At 44.8% G+C, this 14,791-nt stretch carries 12 protein-coding genes; 11 read left to right on the forward strand and 1 reads right to left on the reverse strand.

The genetic code is table 11. The annotated features are described in order from the left end of the window. Positions 1-82: 82 nt before the first annotated feature. Positions 83-586 carry a DUF5721 family protein gene (locus GKG41_RS22620; RefSeq protein ID WP_154262968.1) on the reverse strand — a complete coding sequence of 168 codons (504 nt, stop codon included), beginning with the start codon at positions 584-586 and terminating at the stop codon, positions 83-85. Between the two features lie 161 nt (positions 587-747). Between GKG41_RS22620 and GKG41_RS22625 the strand changes: the two genes are divergently transcribed. The 11 genes from GKG41_RS22625 (at position 748) to recO (ending at position 14,505) form a co-directional block, all read left to right on the forward strand. Then, positions 748-1,587 carry a DegV family protein gene (locus tag GKG41_RS22625; RefSeq protein ID WP_154262971.1) on the forward strand — a complete coding sequence of 280 codons (840 nt, stop codon included), beginning with the start codon at positions 748-750 and terminating at the stop codon, positions 1,585-1,587. A 128-nt stretch (positions 1,588-1,715) separates the two neighbouring features. Next, positions 1,716-1,973 (forward strand): hypothetical protein, encoded by a 258-nt coding sequence (locus GKG41_RS22630; protein WP_154262974.1) that lies wholly within the window; start codon positions 1,716-1,718, stop codon positions 1,971-1,973. A 3-nt stretch (positions 1,974-1,976) separates the two neighbouring features. Then, positions 1,977-2,786, forward strand: a complete 810-nt coding sequence (locus GKG41_RS22635) for an MBL fold metallo-hydrolase (RefSeq protein ID WP_154262977.1) — start codon at positions 1,977-1,979, stop codon at positions 2,784-2,786. A 24-nt stretch (positions 2,787-2,810) separates the two neighbouring features. Further along, complete coding sequence (locus GKG41_RS22640; protein ID WP_154262980.1) at positions 2,811-3,941, forward strand: glycerate kinase; 1,131 nt, start codon at positions 2,811-2,813, stop codon at positions 3,939-3,941. A 345-nt stretch (positions 3,942-4,286) separates the two neighbouring features. Then, complete coding sequence (locus tag GKG41_RS22645; RefSeq protein WP_154262983.1) at positions 4,287-5,423, forward strand: ABC transporter substrate-binding protein; 1,137 nt, start codon at positions 4,287-4,289, stop codon at positions 5,421-5,423. Positions 5,424-5,518: 95 nt separating this feature from the next. Continuing rightward, a complete protein-coding gene (locus tag GKG41_RS22650) occupies positions 5,519-7,966 on the forward strand; it encodes an ATP-binding cassette domain-containing protein (RefSeq protein ID WP_173015695.1) in 2,448 nt (815 codons plus the stop codon). Continuing rightward, on the forward strand, positions 7,966-8,946 hold the full coding sequence (locus GKG41_RS22655; RefSeq protein ID WP_154262996.1) for an ABC transporter permease: 981 nt from the start codon (positions 7,966-7,968) through the stop codon (positions 8,944-8,946). The genes GKG41_RS22650 and GKG41_RS22655 overlap by 1 nt, the downstream gene beginning before the upstream one ends. A gap of 14 nt (positions 8,947-8,960) precedes the next feature. Continuing rightward, the gene (locus tag GKG41_RS22660) at positions 8,961-9,707 is read left to right on the forward strand and encodes an amidohydrolase family protein (RefSeq protein WP_154263000.1); all 747 of its coding nucleotides are present in this window, start codon (positions 8,961-8,963) and stop codon (positions 9,705-9,707) included. A gap of 215 nt (positions 9,708-9,922) precedes the next feature. Continuing rightward, the gene (locus tag GKG41_RS22665) at positions 9,923-12,841 is read left to right on the forward strand and encodes an insulinase family protein (protein WP_154263004.1); all 2,919 of its coding nucleotides are present in this window, start codon (positions 9,923-9,925) and stop codon (positions 12,839-12,841) included. Positions 12,842-12,853: 12 nt separating this feature from the next. Further along, positions 12,854-13,759: a GTPase Era gene (era, locus tag GKG41_RS22670; RefSeq protein ID WP_154263007.1), complete on the forward strand. Its 906-nt coding sequence runs from the start codon at positions 12,854-12,856 to the stop codon at positions 13,757-13,759. Between the two features lie 2 nt (positions 13,760-13,761). Then, positions 13,762-14,505, forward strand: coding sequence for a DNA repair protein RecO (recO, locus tag GKG41_RS22675; protein ID WP_154263010.1), 744 nt, complete (start codon positions 13,762-13,764; stop codon positions 14,503-14,505). Positions 14,506-14,791 lie beyond the last annotated feature (286 nt).

A 14,791-nucleotide genomic window follows, 5' to 3' on the forward strand; every position in this document is an offset into this window, starting at 1 on the left:
TGAAAAAGCCCGAATACTATGGGATTGTCTCTTCCTTGTATGTAAGGGGGCAAAAATCGATATTAACCGACAGCCCCCCTTTTTATAGGTTTTGTACTGTGATTTCCTCCCGTTTAAAGAAGTCTTTGAGCATATCATCCCAGGCATAATCCAGTGATTTATCCATTGTGAACACCTTCAGGGAGGTTCCGGTGGTGCAGGTAAGCTGACGGCCGTCATACTGGAAGTTCAGGAACAGGCCGTTGATCTCCTCAGGCCGGTAAGCTAGCTTCCTGTCTGTCAGCAGTACAGCAGTATGTTCCGGGGAGAGACGGAAAATGATTTTAAAATGCAGAGGAGTATGCTTTCCACGCATAATAGAAAAGCAGAAGGGTTTTACTTCTTTCCATAAAGTATAATCTCTCTCCTCAAGATGCAGAGAGTCTGCCAGGGAGGAGTCAAAAAATTCTTTGTGCAGGTTCCCGTCTATGGTAAAGGTCACATAGGTGGTAATCGAAGCTTCCACAAACCAGAAGGTATCAAAAGAGTTCCCGCCCAGTAATTTAGACATAAAATTCCTGATATCCAGGATATTCAGAGCAATCATTGGTATCTTTCCTTTCGAGTTAACTTACATACCGGATTATTATAAAACAAAAACTTAAAAAATCCTAGAGTTTTCCGGTAAAAAGGCCTTTTCAAAAAATATCTTTTGTGATAAGATAAAACATGGTATTTGATACTACATAGTATAGAAAAGAGGACGATATGAGTTATAAAGTTGTAATTGATAGCTGCGGAGAATTACCAGAAAGATTAAAGGCGGATCCACGCTTTGATAGAGCATCTCTGACTCTTACGGTAGACGGAGAAGATATTATAGATGACGAAACATTTGATCAGGCATACTTCCTGAAACGAGTGGCAGAAAGTCCTAACTGTCCAAAGTCTTCCTGTCCCTCTCCTGAAAGATATATGAAAGCATTTGAAAGCGACGCGGATCATGTGTATGCAGTCACACTGTCGTCAGAATTAAGCGGTTCCTATAACAGTGCAGTGCTGGGAATGAATCTGGTCCATGAAAAAAATCCGGAAAAGCAGATTTACGTGTTTAACTCCAGATCTGCTTCCGTGGGGGAAACCCTGATAGCCCTGAAGATTGAAGAATGCGAAGCCCAGGGAATGGATTTTGATGATATTATTGACACGGTTGAGGCATATATCGCGGAACAGAATACGTATTTTGTCCTGGAGAGCCTGGAAACCCTGAGAAAAAACGGAAGGCTCAGTAATCTGAAGGCTTTTGTGGCAACGGCCCTCAAGATTAAGCCTGTTATGGGCGCCACCGGCGAAGGGACCATCTGTCAGCTGGATCAGGCAAGGGGGATGAACAGGGCTCTTGTAAAAATGGTCGACTATGTAGTAGAGAAAGCATCGGACAGTGCGGGCAGGATTCTGGGTATTACTCACTGCAACTGTCCGGAACGGGCGTATATGGTGCGGGATGCCATTCTGCAGAAGATTAAGGTGAAAGATGTGATAATCATGGACACTGCAGGGGTAAGCAGTATGTATGCCAATGACGGAGGCATTATTGTAGTTCTGTAAAAAAAAGAATAAATTTTTTAAAAATGCTCATAAAAAAATGAGCATTTTTTTGTGAAATATAGTATAATAACTTCGTATGGTGTTCCATACGGAATAAATCTTATTTTAAAAAGGATAAGGAGATACGCATGAGTCAGGAAAAAGTAGATAAATATAAACAGGATAAAGCAAACCGGGAAAAGATTATGAAGAAACAAAAGCGCATCAGTATGCTGCAGAGGGCCGGTGTTGCTTTGGTATGCCTGGTCATTGTGGGATGGATTGGCTTTTCTGGGTACCGTTCTTTGACAAGAGAAGAAGGTGCGGCTGAACAGGTTACTACGGAGATGGATGTCACTGCAATTAATGATTATCTTCAGGGCCTGTCAGCAGCTGGAGAGGAATAATAAATGGAAAGACTTGTTGTGCTGGGAACCGGCAACGCCGTAGTGACCAAATGCTTTAATACCTGTTTTGTACTGGAACGGGATGAGAGGTACTGGCTGATTGACACTGGAGGGGGAAACGGAATTCTGGCTGCTCTGGAAAATGCAGAGGTACCCATTGCCGGTATCCATGATATTTTTATCACCCACGAACACTGTGACCACCTTCTGGGGATTGTGTGGATGATCCGCCTCATAGCCACCGGAATGAAAAAGGGCACTTATGAGGGGGAATGCAACATTTACTGCCATCCGGATCTCATAGAGACCATAGACACTATAGCACGGCTGACGATTCAGGGAAAATTCTATAAAATGCTGGGAAAGAGAATTTTTTTGGTTCCTGTGGAGGATGGAGAGCATAGAAACATTATTGGCTATGATGTGGAATTTTTTGATATTCACTCAACAAAGGCAAAGCAATTCGGGTTTACCACGGTACTGAAAAACGGTAAAAAGTTAACCTGTGCCGGGGATGAACCATATAATGATGCCAACGAAGTGCAGGTGCGTGGCAGCGCATGGCTGCTTCATGAGGCATTTTGTCTCGATTCCCAGGCGGATATTTTTAAACCCTATGAGAAGCATCACAGCACAGTCAAGGATGCCTGTGAACTTGCTGACAGACTGGGGATTGAGAATCTTGTGCTTTGGCATACGGAAGATAAAAATTATGAAAACCGAAAAGTGCTTTATATGAGAGAAGGTAAAGAGTATTATTCAGGCAATCTGTATGTGCCCTATGACCAGGAAAAAATTATTTTGTCTGAGTAATGAGATTAACAGGAGGAGCATGTGATGAAAAAATGTGTGATTATGCCCGATTCATTTAAGGGCACCTTAAGTTCCATAGAGATTTGCGATATTATCAAAGAGAAAGTACTGGAGTTCTATCCGGACTGTCAGGTGAAAGCAGTGCCTGTAGCTGACGGCGGGGAGGGAACCGTGGACTGTTTTTTATATGCCATTGATGCAGAGAAGGTGGAGCTTCGGGTACAGAATGCTTATATGGAGCCGGTGGATGTATACTATGCGAAGGTGGGAAGCCAGGCAATTCTGGAGATGGCACAGCCGGCAGGACTTCCGCAGGCGGAGGGCAGATTAAATCCCAAAGTTACCAGTACATATGGAGTCGGACAGATGATCAGACATGCCGTGGAAAATGGCTGCACGGATATTGTAATCGGGCTGGGCGGCAGTTCAACCAATGACGGGGGAGCCGGTGCGGCCGCAGCTTTGGGAACCGTATTTCGGAATGCAGAGGGAGAATCCTTTATTCCTGCAGGGGGTACTTTAAAAGAAATTGTATCCATTGATAACAGCGAGACAAGAAAGCTTTTAGAAGGTGTTTCCATTACAGCTATGTGCGATATTAACAATCCTATGTACGGCCCCCAGGGGGCAGCCTACATCTTTGCGCCCCAGAAAGGGGCGGACCCGGAGATGGTAAAGGAACTGGACAGCCAGCTTATTTATCTCTCTGAGCTTATACAGAAGGATTTGGGAACAGATGTGTCGCGTATGGAGGGAGCCGGGGCTGCTGGCGCATTGGGCGCCGGAATCGTGGCCTTTATGGGCGGCAAACTAAAATCAGGGATTCAGACAGTACTGGATATGATTCATTTTGAAGAATTGGCAGCCGGGGCTGATATGGTATTTACCGGAGAAGGCAGAATAGACAGCCAGAGCCTTGGAGGCAAAGTCGTCATCGGAATTGCAGAGCGTGCAAAACGGCTGGGCGTGCCGGTAACCGCTGTCGTAGGTTCCATTGGAGACGGTGCAGAAGGTGCATATGAGCTTGGAGTCAATGCGATTTTCAGCATTAACAGAACGGCTGAGGATTTCTCTGTATCCCGATATAAGAGCAAAGAAAATCTTACCGGGACGGTGGATTCTTTGATCCGATTCTATATGGCCGCAGGAAAGTAAGAGAAAAATAAAGAGGTATCGCGAGGTATGAATTTACTTCACGATACCTCTTTTTTGCGTTTGGGCCACAGCATGTCTGAATGTAAATATGTGAGATGAGGGGGGGACGGTCAGAAAAGATAATACGTCTAATGAAATGAATGAGGAAATCATAAAATTATTTGTAGAAATTTGTCGTCAAAATTTGTGGAAATTGTATAAAGTATAGGGAAATAGTAAAAAAAAATTATGCAAAGCATTGACATTGTTATGAATATATGATATACATTAAACATCAAACGTATAATTATATAACGGTCAGACGACAATTTGACCATAATGAAAAGAAAAGGAGCGATGGATGGTATGAAAAAGAAGGTATTGAGCATGTTAATCTGCATGACAATGGCATCAACAATGTTGTTTGGATGTGGTTCCGGCGGCGGTTCTGATTCTGCAAGTGCAGACACAAGCAAAACAGAGGAAGCAAAGGACACAGAAAGTACCCAGGCTGCAGACAAGGAAGAGGATGCATCCGCTGACGACGCAGGCGCATCAGGAGTATTAAAAAAAGGTGATTATGTAATCGGCCTTTCTAACTCCTACTTCGGCAATACCTGGCGGAAACAGATGGTAGAGGCCTTTACAAAAGCAGCAGATGAGGCAAAGGCTGCAGGCTACATAAAGGATTACGAAGTACAGAATGGTGATAATACGGTCAACTCACAGATTGCTCAGATCAACAGCTTTATTCTGAGCAACGTAGATGCAATTTGTATCTGTGCGGCATCTCCCACAGCCTTAAACAGTACGATTCAGAAGGCTCTGGATGCAGGCATTAAAGTGGTAGCATTCGATTCCATTGTTGATTTAGAGGGTGTGTATACCATGGATTATCCCTGGCAGCAGATTGGAAAAGACAGCGTGGAATTTGTGGCAGAGAAGCTGGGCGGCAAAGGAAATGTGGTTGTTGTAAGAGGCGTATCCGGTGCAGCTCCTGATCAGGGAATTTATGCAGGCATTACAGAGGCAATTAAAAATTATCCGGATCTCAAGATTGTCCAGGAAGTAATCGGCGAGGCCAGTGCCACTAAGACACAGGAAGAACTGACAAAGGTACTGCCTTCACTCCCGGATGTGGATGCCGTGATTACCCACTGCGGCGGAGATGCTATCGGTGCTGTCAATGCATTCGAACAGTCCGGCAGAGAGACACCGATTATTATCGGAGATAACACAGCTGAATTTATTAACTGGTGGATGAGCAAAGATGGTTATGAGACATTAAGCCAGGGTTCCACACCAGGCTGCGGCGCGGCAGCATTCTGGACAGCCCTTGATATTTTAAATGGCTATGACGTGCCGGAGGAAATGATGATTGCTGTTCCTCATATCACAGTAGATAATCTCAGCGAATATGAGGGAATGTCGGCAGGCACCTTTGTTTCCCCGGATTTCACAAATGAGTATGTGATTGAAAATATCATTGACGCGGCAAAATAATTAAATCATAAGCCAAGAGGTTGTCGTAAAAGTGAGTTTCACATTTGCGGCAGCCTCTTTTAAAATAAACGAAAGGCATGGTGAAAGGATTGGAAATGCAGACAGAAACAAAGGGACAGCAGGAACTTTTCCTGAAAGCGGAGAATCTGCTGAAGATATATGGTCCCACAACAGCAGTAAATCACCTGAGCATCGAGCTGAAAAAGGGCGAGGTGCTTGCCCTGGTAGGAGGCAACGGAGCAGGAAAAAGTACGTTGACTAAAATCCTCTCCGGTGTTATTACATCTAATGAAGGTACGCTCTCCATTGAGGGAGAAGCTGTGGATATGAATAAATATACTCCGGCAGTGGCGAGAACAAAAGGAATCCGTGTGGTTCACCAGGAACTGTCTCTGTGTAAAAATCTTACAGTATACGAGAACTTTTATATTGAGCAGTTTCAGAGGTTCGACAAAAAGGATATGAAATGGCGGAAACAGGCAAAGGAAATGGCGAGAGAAGCCCTGGACCGGGTATTTCCGGATCACGGCATTGATGTGAATGCAGGTCTTGCCACTCTAAGTATTGCACAGCAGCAGATGGTTGAGATTGCCCGGGCCACCAGTGACTCTGAGGTGAAGATGCTGGTGCTGGATGAACCGACTTCCTCTCTTCCCGCGGAGCAGACATCTCAGCTTCAGGACTACATAAAGAAAAGTGCAGGGGAGGGTATCTCGTATATCTATATTTCTCACAGGCTGAAAGAAATAATGTTCCTGGCTGACCGAATCTTCATCATGCAGAACGGAGCGGAGAAATATCAGTGCCCTATCGGGGAAACCAGCGAAGAGGATATGGTAGCCCGCATGGGCGACGGGGTTGTGGGAGAAAAGACGGCGGAAGAAGAAAAGACAGCAATGGCTCCCATTGAAATTAACAAGAATATAAAAGTTGCTTTTGATAATTATTCGAATGGTATGCTGAAGAAAATCTCCAAGGAAATGTACGGAGGAGAGATAATTGCCTTGACAGGGCTGGAGGGCAACGGACAGCTGGAGTTCCTCCAGGAGGTTTTCTTTCAGGCGAAGAAGAAAAAAGCAGGTTTGCATATACAGGGAAAGGTTGCCTATGTGGCCGGAGACAGAAAAAAAGAGGGTATTTTTCCCTTATGGTCTATCACAGACAACACCATTATCTCAAAAATAGCACGTGGAGCTTTGTTTGCACCTATTTCTACCGGCAGAACCAATGAGATTGTAGAACAGTGGAACCAGCGTCTGAAGACAAAATGTGCCTCCAATGAAGATTTGATTACCAGCCTCAGCGGCGGTAACCAGCAAAAGGTACTGATAGCCAGGGCTATGGCGGTGGATGCTGACATTATCCTTCTGGACGATCCGACCAGAGGTGTAGATGTAGGGACGAAAAAAGAGCTCTACGGCGTATTCCAGGAAGCGGCAAAAGAAGGGAAACTGGTTATCTGGAGAACATCAGATGATGCCGAACTGGAGTATTGCACCAGACTGTTTGTCCTGAATGCAGGCAGTGTGGCCGGGGAATTTAACCACGATGAGTTTGAGCATTCTTCTATGCTGAAGCTGGCATTTCAGAACAATGAGAAAAAAGCAGAAAATCTGGAGAAAAAGAAAGCAAAGTCTCCGAAGCTTTATCTCCTTGCACTGATTGCCATGTTAATTCTATATGTAGTATGCGGGGCGCTCTCACCGTCCATCTTTACAAAATTTGGCGTGGAATTGTTGGCAGTGGGATTTACCCCATTTATATTTGCAGCCCTGGCACAGACGTTTGCTATCGGACTTGGACATATTGACCTGGGTGTGGGCGCTTTTATGGGCCTTGTAAACGTAGTGTGCGCAACTATTCTGGATCAGAATAATGCATTAGGTATTCTCTGTCTTTTGGGACTGCTTCTGGTTTATTCCTGCATGGGACTGATCATTTACTGGAGAGGCGTTCCGCCCATTATTGTAACCCTGGGCATGTCTTTTGTATGGACAGGCATGGCGTATGTGCTTCAGGATGTACCGGGCGGTCATGTTCCGGAATGGATGGTTCATCTTTTCAATGCCAATAATCCGGTACTCCAGGGAATATTGATCTGGCTGATTCTTTTTATCATACTGGCGATTCTAATCTACCGTTCCAGATACGGTACGGTAATGCGGGGCTTCGGAAACAACGATACCGCGATGAGAAACAGCGGCTGGTCAAAAGCCAGGGCATACTGGGCTACCTATCTGATTGCTGGTATCTTTGCCATGATGGGAGGTATTGCACAGTCTGCAATTACGGGAGCTTCGGATGTCAATGCATCTGCAACTTACACTATGCTTACAGTTGCGGCGGTCATCATCGGAGGCGGTTACTTCTCCGGCGGTGTGGTAACACATGTGGGAGCTGTGTTCGGGGGTATTTCCCTCACTATGGTGAGCGTACTGCTGGGACTTTTAAAAGTGAGTACAGATTATACAGCTACAATCCAGGGACTGGTATTAATCTTAATTCTTTCCTTTAGATTGCTGAGAAAGGAGAAACTGCAGTAATGAAGAAAGTTAAAAAATATATAAAAGAAAACAACTGGGTGTGGGCAGCAGTAGGCGCTTTCCTTCTGTGGTTTGTAATGGGTATCTCTTCGGGCAGGCTGAATCTGGAAAGCTTTTTATCCAATGCCTATACAGCAGCATTTTTGGCAATCCTTGCCTTCGGACAGATGCTGGTAGTAACCTCCGGGCGGGGGGCTATCGATCTCTCTATACCAGGAGTGCTGACTCTAATGGCATTTGTCTCTATGAGTATTATTAACGGGGAGAATAAAAATGTTCCTCTGGCAATTCTTGTTATTGTGGTACTCGGAGCGGTGATCGGATTCCTGAACAGTGTGATGGTAATCTATCTCCAGATACCGGCGATTATTGCCACAATGGCGATGAACTATATCCTCACAACTGCCGCCCTGTTAATTAACAAAAACTTTTCTATCTTTGCCATTGCTCCGGTGATTCAAAAGCTGGTTACTACAAGGATATTTGGGGTACAGCTGATGATTTTCCTCATAGTCCTTCTGGCGGTGGGATTTTGGTTCCTGCTGAACCGGACGTCTTACGGGAAATCACTTCTGGCAGTGGGGCAGAACAGAGAAGCGGCAAAGCTTGCAGGAATTAAAGTAAACAGGGTGGAAATGCTTACTTATGTATTTTCCAGTATACTGGCAGCCTTCGGAGGTATGCTCACTACAGCAAGGGTAGGCGGAGCCCTTCTGGGAATGGGAGATTCTTATACTCTGGAAACAGTTGCAAGTATTGTTGTTGGTGGTACACTGATATCAGGAGGAAAAGCAAATGTACCGGGAACTCTGGTGGGATGCCTGTTCCTGGGACTGATAGTAACGGCCATGCAGATTATGGGATTCTCCGTAGGCGCACAGAATATTGCAAAAGGAGCATTGATTATCATTGTACTTCTTCTCAGTTCCGGGGATGCTGTAGAGAAGAAGGTAAAAAGAACTGTGGAGAAAGCAGCGTAGAAAGGAGTTAAGCTATGATTATTGATTTACATGCCCATCTGGGTGTTGATGTGGTATTTGATGAGGAACAGTCAGAAGAAGATTTGATTTCCTTTTATGACAAGTATGATGTGGATGGAGCTGTGGTACAGCCGTATCTTCCGAGGATTTATATGGAAGATCACATGGCCATTCATGACAGGATCTATGAGCTGACAAAGAGTACAAAGAAAAAGTTCTGGGGAATGGCATCCATTAACCCCCACTTCCGTCCGGATGACTATGATAAAGAGGCCTGCAGATGTATCAAAGAGCTGGGGTTTGTGGGCATTAAGATTACACCTATCGGTCATGCAACCCATCCTTCTTCCAAGGATGCCCTTCACGTATGGGAAGTGTGCAGGGAGCTGAAAGTGCCGCTGATGGTTCACACAGGAGCGGGCATCCCGTTTTCGGATCCCATCAGTGTGGAAAAGGCACTTGAGAGCTTTCCGGATGTTCCCTGTATCCTGGCCCATGCAGGTTCAGAGATGCACAATCAGCAGGCTATTTATCTGGCAAGAAAATTCGAGAATGTTTATCTGGAACCGAGCTGGGTAGGCGTGATTGGAGTGAATAACATGGTAAAACAGGTTGGATGTGATAAGATTATGTTTTCTTCTGATAATATTTATCAGATTCCTGTTGAGCTTGCCAAATATCGCTCTGTGATCAGCAGGGAAGAGGATTTGGAAAAAGTGCTGTACAAAAATACAGCCAGGGTATATCAGCTGGATCTGTAAACTACCTGCATTTTTACATTCATAATATATAGAAGGAACAGGGACTGAATTCTGTAGAAACAGCTCCTGTTCCTTTTTTCACGTCTTGTTTCTTTTTCCATGCCTTGTGAGAGTTATCCGGAAATGGTATAATATGCCTGATACGTCTTTGAACAGTTAGAATAAGCCCCGGAATCCGGGAGAAGATAAAAATATAAAAGAATTGGAGGCAGTTTATGCAGATAGAAAAGATACCGGAATACGAATTACTTCAGGAGGAGATGATTGCGGATATCCATTCCAGAGGATACCTTCTGAAGCATAGAAAAAGTGGGGCCAGAGTTATGCTTCTGGAAAATGACGATGAGAATAAGGTTTTTAATATTGCATTTCGCACGCCGCCCGCAGACAGCACAGGGGTGGCACATATATTGGAGCACAGTGTTCTGTGCGGCTCCAAGCATTTTCCATTAAAGGATCCTTTTGTTGAACTGGTGAAAGGGTCTTTAAACACCTTTTTGAATGCCATGACTTATCCGGACAAGACCATGTATCCTGTGGCAAGCTGCAATGATCAGGATTTTCAGAATTTGATGCATGTGTATCTGGATGCCGTATTTTTCCCTAATATCTATGAAAAGGAAGAGATTTTCCGCCAGGAGGGGTGGAGCTACCAGTTGGAGAATCCCGAAGATCCCCTACGCTATAACGGAGTGGTATACAATGAAATGAAAGGCGCGTTTTCCTCCCCGGAGGAGGTGTTGGACCGGGCGATTTTAAATTCCCTGTTTCCGGATACCCCCTATGGTGTGGAATCCGGGGGAGATCCGGCAGATATCCCAAACCTGAAGTATTCTGAGTTCTTAGGTTTTCACAGCAGGTATTACCATCCCTCCAACAGCTATATCTATCTCTATGGAAAGATGGACATGGAGGAGAAACTCAGGTGGATGGATCGGGAGTATCTGTCCAAATATGATGCCATGCCTGTAACTTCCCAGATACCAAAACAGCCAGCGTTCTCTCAGGTAAAAGAGGTAGTTCTGGAATATCCGGTGGCAGAAAATGAGCCGGAGGAAGAGAATACGTATCTGTCTTACAACGTGGTAGTGGGAGACAGTCTGGATGTTGAGCTCTGTGTTGCATTCAGTGTACTGGATTATGTGCTGTTAAGCGCACCGGGAGCGCCTCTAAAGCAGGCATTGCTGGACGAGAAGATAGGCAAGGATATTATGGGATCCTATGACGACGGAATTTACCAGCCGTTTTTCTCAGTGATCGCCAAAAATGCCCGTCCGGAACAGAAGGATAGGTTTTTAGCCTTAATCCGGGAGACCCTGGAGAAGATTTCACAGACAGGCATTGACCAGAAGGCTGTGGCAGCCGGCATTAATTCTATGGAATTCCGTTTCCGGGAAGCTGATTATGCATCTTATCCCAAGGGCCTGATGTATGGGATTGATGTATTTGACAGCTGGCTTTATGATGATGAAAAACCTTTTGTGCACCTTGAGCAGCTGAAGATTTTTGAACTTTTGAAAGAAAAAGCAGGGCAGGGATATTTTGAAGCGTTGATTCGGACGTATCTCTTAGATAACACCCATGCCTCTGTAGTGATTGTAAATCCAAAAAGGGGACTGGCAGCTGCCAGGGAAAAGGCGCTGGAGGAGAAACTGGAAGCCTACAAAGCTTCTCTTACATCTGCTGAGATAGAGGAACTGGTGAAAAAAACGCATCGTCTGACAGAGTACCAGGAAGGGGAGGAGTCCCCTGAGGCACTGAAGTGTATTCCTATGCTGAAGCGATCCGATATCTCCAGGGAAGGGACGAAGATTTATAATACGGAAAAGTATGTGGGAGATACGCTGGTTCTGCACCACAATATCTACACTAATGGTATCGGATATCTTACCCTGCTTTTTGACACAAAGGATGTACCCTCCCATCTGGTACCCTACATGGGAATTCTGAAATCCGTACTTGGGTTTGTGGATACAGAACATTATTCCTATGGGGAATTATTTAACGAGATCAACGCCAATACCGGGGGCATAAGCTGCGGACTCCAGGTCTTCGGCAATACCAAAGACAGATATGATACAAAAAATATGTTTGGGGTGAGAAGTAAGGCTCTATACAGTAAACTTCCCTTTGTATTTTCTATGATTGAGGAGATTCTTTTTACCTCCAGATTGAGGGATGAGAAACGTCTGTATGAGATAATCGCCAAACTGAAATCCAGGCTTCAGATGTCCCTGGCCAGTGCGGGACACTCCTCGGCTATGCTCAGGGCAATCTCGTATTTTTCCAGAACGGCTTATTTTCAGGATCAGATTGGCGGGATTGCATTCTATGACTTAATCGATACCATTGAGAAGAATTTTGAACAGGTAAAAGAAGATGTATTCTCCAAATTGGAACAGCTGATGCAGATGATTTTCCGCCCGGAACATCTGGTGGTGAGCTATACTGCTGATGAAGCGGGATACGAGGGGATCGAGGCTTTGATAGCAGGGCTGAAGGAAGGACTGTATACACAGCCTGTGGAAAAAGGGGCTTTGAAATATGACTTCCGTCCAAAAAATGAGGGCTTTAAAACCTCCGGACAGGTACAATATGTGGCCAGTGCCGGTAACTTTGAAGAGGCAGGGTATCACTACACCGGGGCGCTCCGCATCCTGAAGGTGATCTTGAGCTATGAATATCTCTGGACGAATATCCGTGTAAAGGGCGGGGCTTACGGATGCATGAGCGGTTTCCGCAGATCCGGGGACGGATTCCTGGTATCCTACAGAGATCCCCATCTGAAAAATACGCTGAAGATATTCAGTGAGACTCCTGCATTTATTCGGAGCTTCCAGGCAGATGAGAGAGAGATGACAAAATATATTATCGGGACCATCAGTGAACTGGATGTTCCTATGAATCCATCCACAAAAGGGGCTATGAGCCTGAACGCGTACTTTGGTAAACTCACAGAGGAGGATATCCTTACAGAGAGGGAAGAGATTCTGAATGCTTCCGTCGAAGATATTCAGAGACTGGGGGATATTGTAGAGGCCATAATGAATCAGAATATAATCTGTGTCATTGGAGGCGAAGGAAAGATTGAGGAAAACAAAGAGCTATTTAAAGAAGTAAAACCACTGTTTTAGGAAGAGGAAGGTATGAATACAAATTATAAATCCGGTTTCGCAGCATTGATTGGCCGGCCGAATGTGGGAAAATCAACGCTGATGAATCAATTAATCGGGCAGAAGATCGCCATAACTTCTAAAAAGCCTCAGACTACCAGGAATAAGATCCAGACAGTTTACACCTGTGAACAGGGGCAGATTGTTTTCCTGGACACCCCTGGGATTCACAAGGCAAAAAATAAGCTTGGGGAGTATATGGTTCATGTGGCAGAGCGGACGCTGAAGGAGGTAGATGTAATTTTATGGCTGGTGGAGCCGTCTACTTTTATAGGAGTCGGTGAAAGGCATATTGCAGAACAGCTGGAAAAATGTAATGTTCCGGTGATTCTTGTAATAAACAAGGTAGATACGGTAAAGAAAGAAGAGGTGCTTGCCTTTATTGATGCCTATCGGAAAATTATGGATTTCGCTGAGATAATTCCTGCCTCTGCGCTGCGGGGGCAAAATACAGAGGATATTATTCAGTGCATTTTCAAATATCTGCCCTATGGTCCGCAGTTCTATGATGAGGATACCGTAACGGATCAGCCTCAGAGGCAGATTGTTGCGGAGATTATCCGGGAGAAGGCGCTTCATGCTTTGGACGAAGAGATTCCCCATGGAATCGCAGTGGCTGTAGACTCCATGAAGGAAAGACGCCATGGGCATATTGTGGACATTGACGCTACAATAATCTGTGAGAGGGATTCCCATAAGGGAATCATTATCGGCAAGCAAGGGGCTATGTTAAAGAAAATAGGAACCAATGCCAGATACGAGATTGAGCAGATGCTGGAAGAAAAAGTAAATCTTAAGCTCTGGGTGAAGGTGAAAAAGGACTGGCGGGACAGTGATTTTCTTATGAAGAACTTCGGATATTATAAAAAGGAAGTATAGAGATGACAGAGACCATAACCGTGACTGGAATGGTGTTATCGGCCATGCCCGTGGGGGATTATGATAAACGGTTAGTCCTGCTTACAAAAGAGCGGGGAAAGATCACAGCATTTGCAAGGGGGGCCAGAAGACAGAACAGCCCCCTTTTAGCAGCGGCAAATCCCTTTGTATTCGGAAGTTTTAACTTGTACGAAGGGAGGACAGCCTACCAGATACAGCAGACAATGGTAAAAAACTACTTTACAGAACTGGCTGTGGCTCAGCCAGGGGTTTATTACGGGTTTTATTTTCTGGAATTCGCAGACTATTACGGCAGGGAATATACAGATGAAAGGCAGATGCTCAATCTTCTCTACGTTACTTTGAAAGCACTTCTCAATGAGAGACTGGATAATCGGCTAATTCGCTACATATACGAACTGAAGGCCATGGTTATCAATGGTGAATATCCTCAGGTGTTCGAATGTGTAAGCTGCGGGGCAAAGGAATCTCTGGATACCTTCAGCGTCCGAAAAAGCGGAGTGCTCTGCCCAAACTGCAGGAAAAAGACAGAAGACGGAATGGGAATTGATGAAACCGTAAGGTATACCATGCAGTATATTGTGGCCTCTCCTCTGGAAAAGCTGTACAGCTTTACTGTATCAGAAGAAGCATTGAACCATCTTGGTAGGATCGTCAGGGCTTATACGGGGAAATATATAGATAAAAAATTCAAAAGCCTGGAGATACTGGAGCAGATGACGTAAAGGAGAGGAAGGAGGGGGACGTGTTCTTTCTGGAAAGAACACGTCCCAGAATAGGGAAGGGGTGTCCCAAATTCGGAAAGCCCTGTCCCTTTTTCAGTTTCTATGGAGGGATGATTGATATCCCTGACAGACTAGCTGAAAGTTTTGCATTCCTCTTATTTCTTTCATTTCTACGAGTATAAACAGGTATAAATTCTACGGGTTAGAACTGTCAATAACTTTAGAAAATGTCACTTTTTATAGGCTATATTAACTTTAGAAAATGTCACTTTTTAAACAGGCTCTT

Origin of the sequence: Lactonifactor sp. BIOML-A5, from assembly GCF_009677585.1 — a bacterium.
Lineage (GTDB): Bacteria > Bacillota > Clostridia > Lachnospirales > Lachnospiraceae > Lactonifactor.

Bases quoted from the DNA above. Each gene is read 5' to 3' on its own strand.
- GKG41_RS22660 (WP_154263000.1), top strand. From the start codon at position 8,961: ATGATTATTGATTTACATGCCCATCTGGGTGTTGATGTGGTATTTGAT.
- GKG41_RS22630 (WP_154262974.1), top strand. From the start codon at position 1,716: ATGAGTCAGGAAAAAGTAGATAAATATAAACAGGATAAAGCAAACCGG.
- GKG41_RS22620 (WP_154262968.1), bottom strand. From the start codon at position 586: ATGATTGCTCTGAATATCCTGGATATCAGGAATTTTATGTCTAAATTA.
- GKG41_RS22625 (WP_154262971.1), top strand. From the start codon at position 748: ATGAGTTATAAAGTTGTAATTGATAGCTGCGGAGAATTACCAGAAAGA.
- GKG41_RS22645 (WP_154262983.1), top strand. From the start codon at position 4,287: ATGAAAAAGAAGGTATTGAGCATGTTAATCTGCATGACAATGGCATCA.
- GKG41_RS22665 (WP_154263004.1), top strand. From the start codon at position 9,923: ATGCAGATAGAAAAGATACCGGAATACGAATTACTTCAGGAGGAGATG.
- GKG41_RS22655 (WP_154262996.1), top strand. From the start codon at position 7,966: ATGAAGAAAGTTAAAAAATATATAAAAGAAAACAACTGGGTGTGGGCA.
- recO (WP_154263010.1), top strand. From the start codon at position 13,762: ATGACAGAGACCATAACCGTGACTGGAATGGTGTTATCGGCCATGCCC.
- GKG41_RS22640 (WP_154262980.1), top strand. From the start codon at position 2,811: ATGAAAAAATGTGTGATTATGCCCGATTCATTTAAGGGCACCTTAAGT.
- era (WP_154263007.1), top strand. From the start codon at position 12,854: ATGAATACAAATTATAAATCCGGTTTCGCAGCATTGATTGGCCGGCCG.
- GKG41_RS22635 (WP_154262977.1), top strand. From the start codon at position 1,977: ATGGAAAGACTTGTTGTGCTGGGAACCGGCAACGCCGTAGTGACCAAA.
- GKG41_RS22650 (WP_173015695.1), top strand. From the start codon at position 5,519: ATGCAGACAGAAACAAAGGGACAGCAGGAACTTTTCCTGAAAGCGGAG.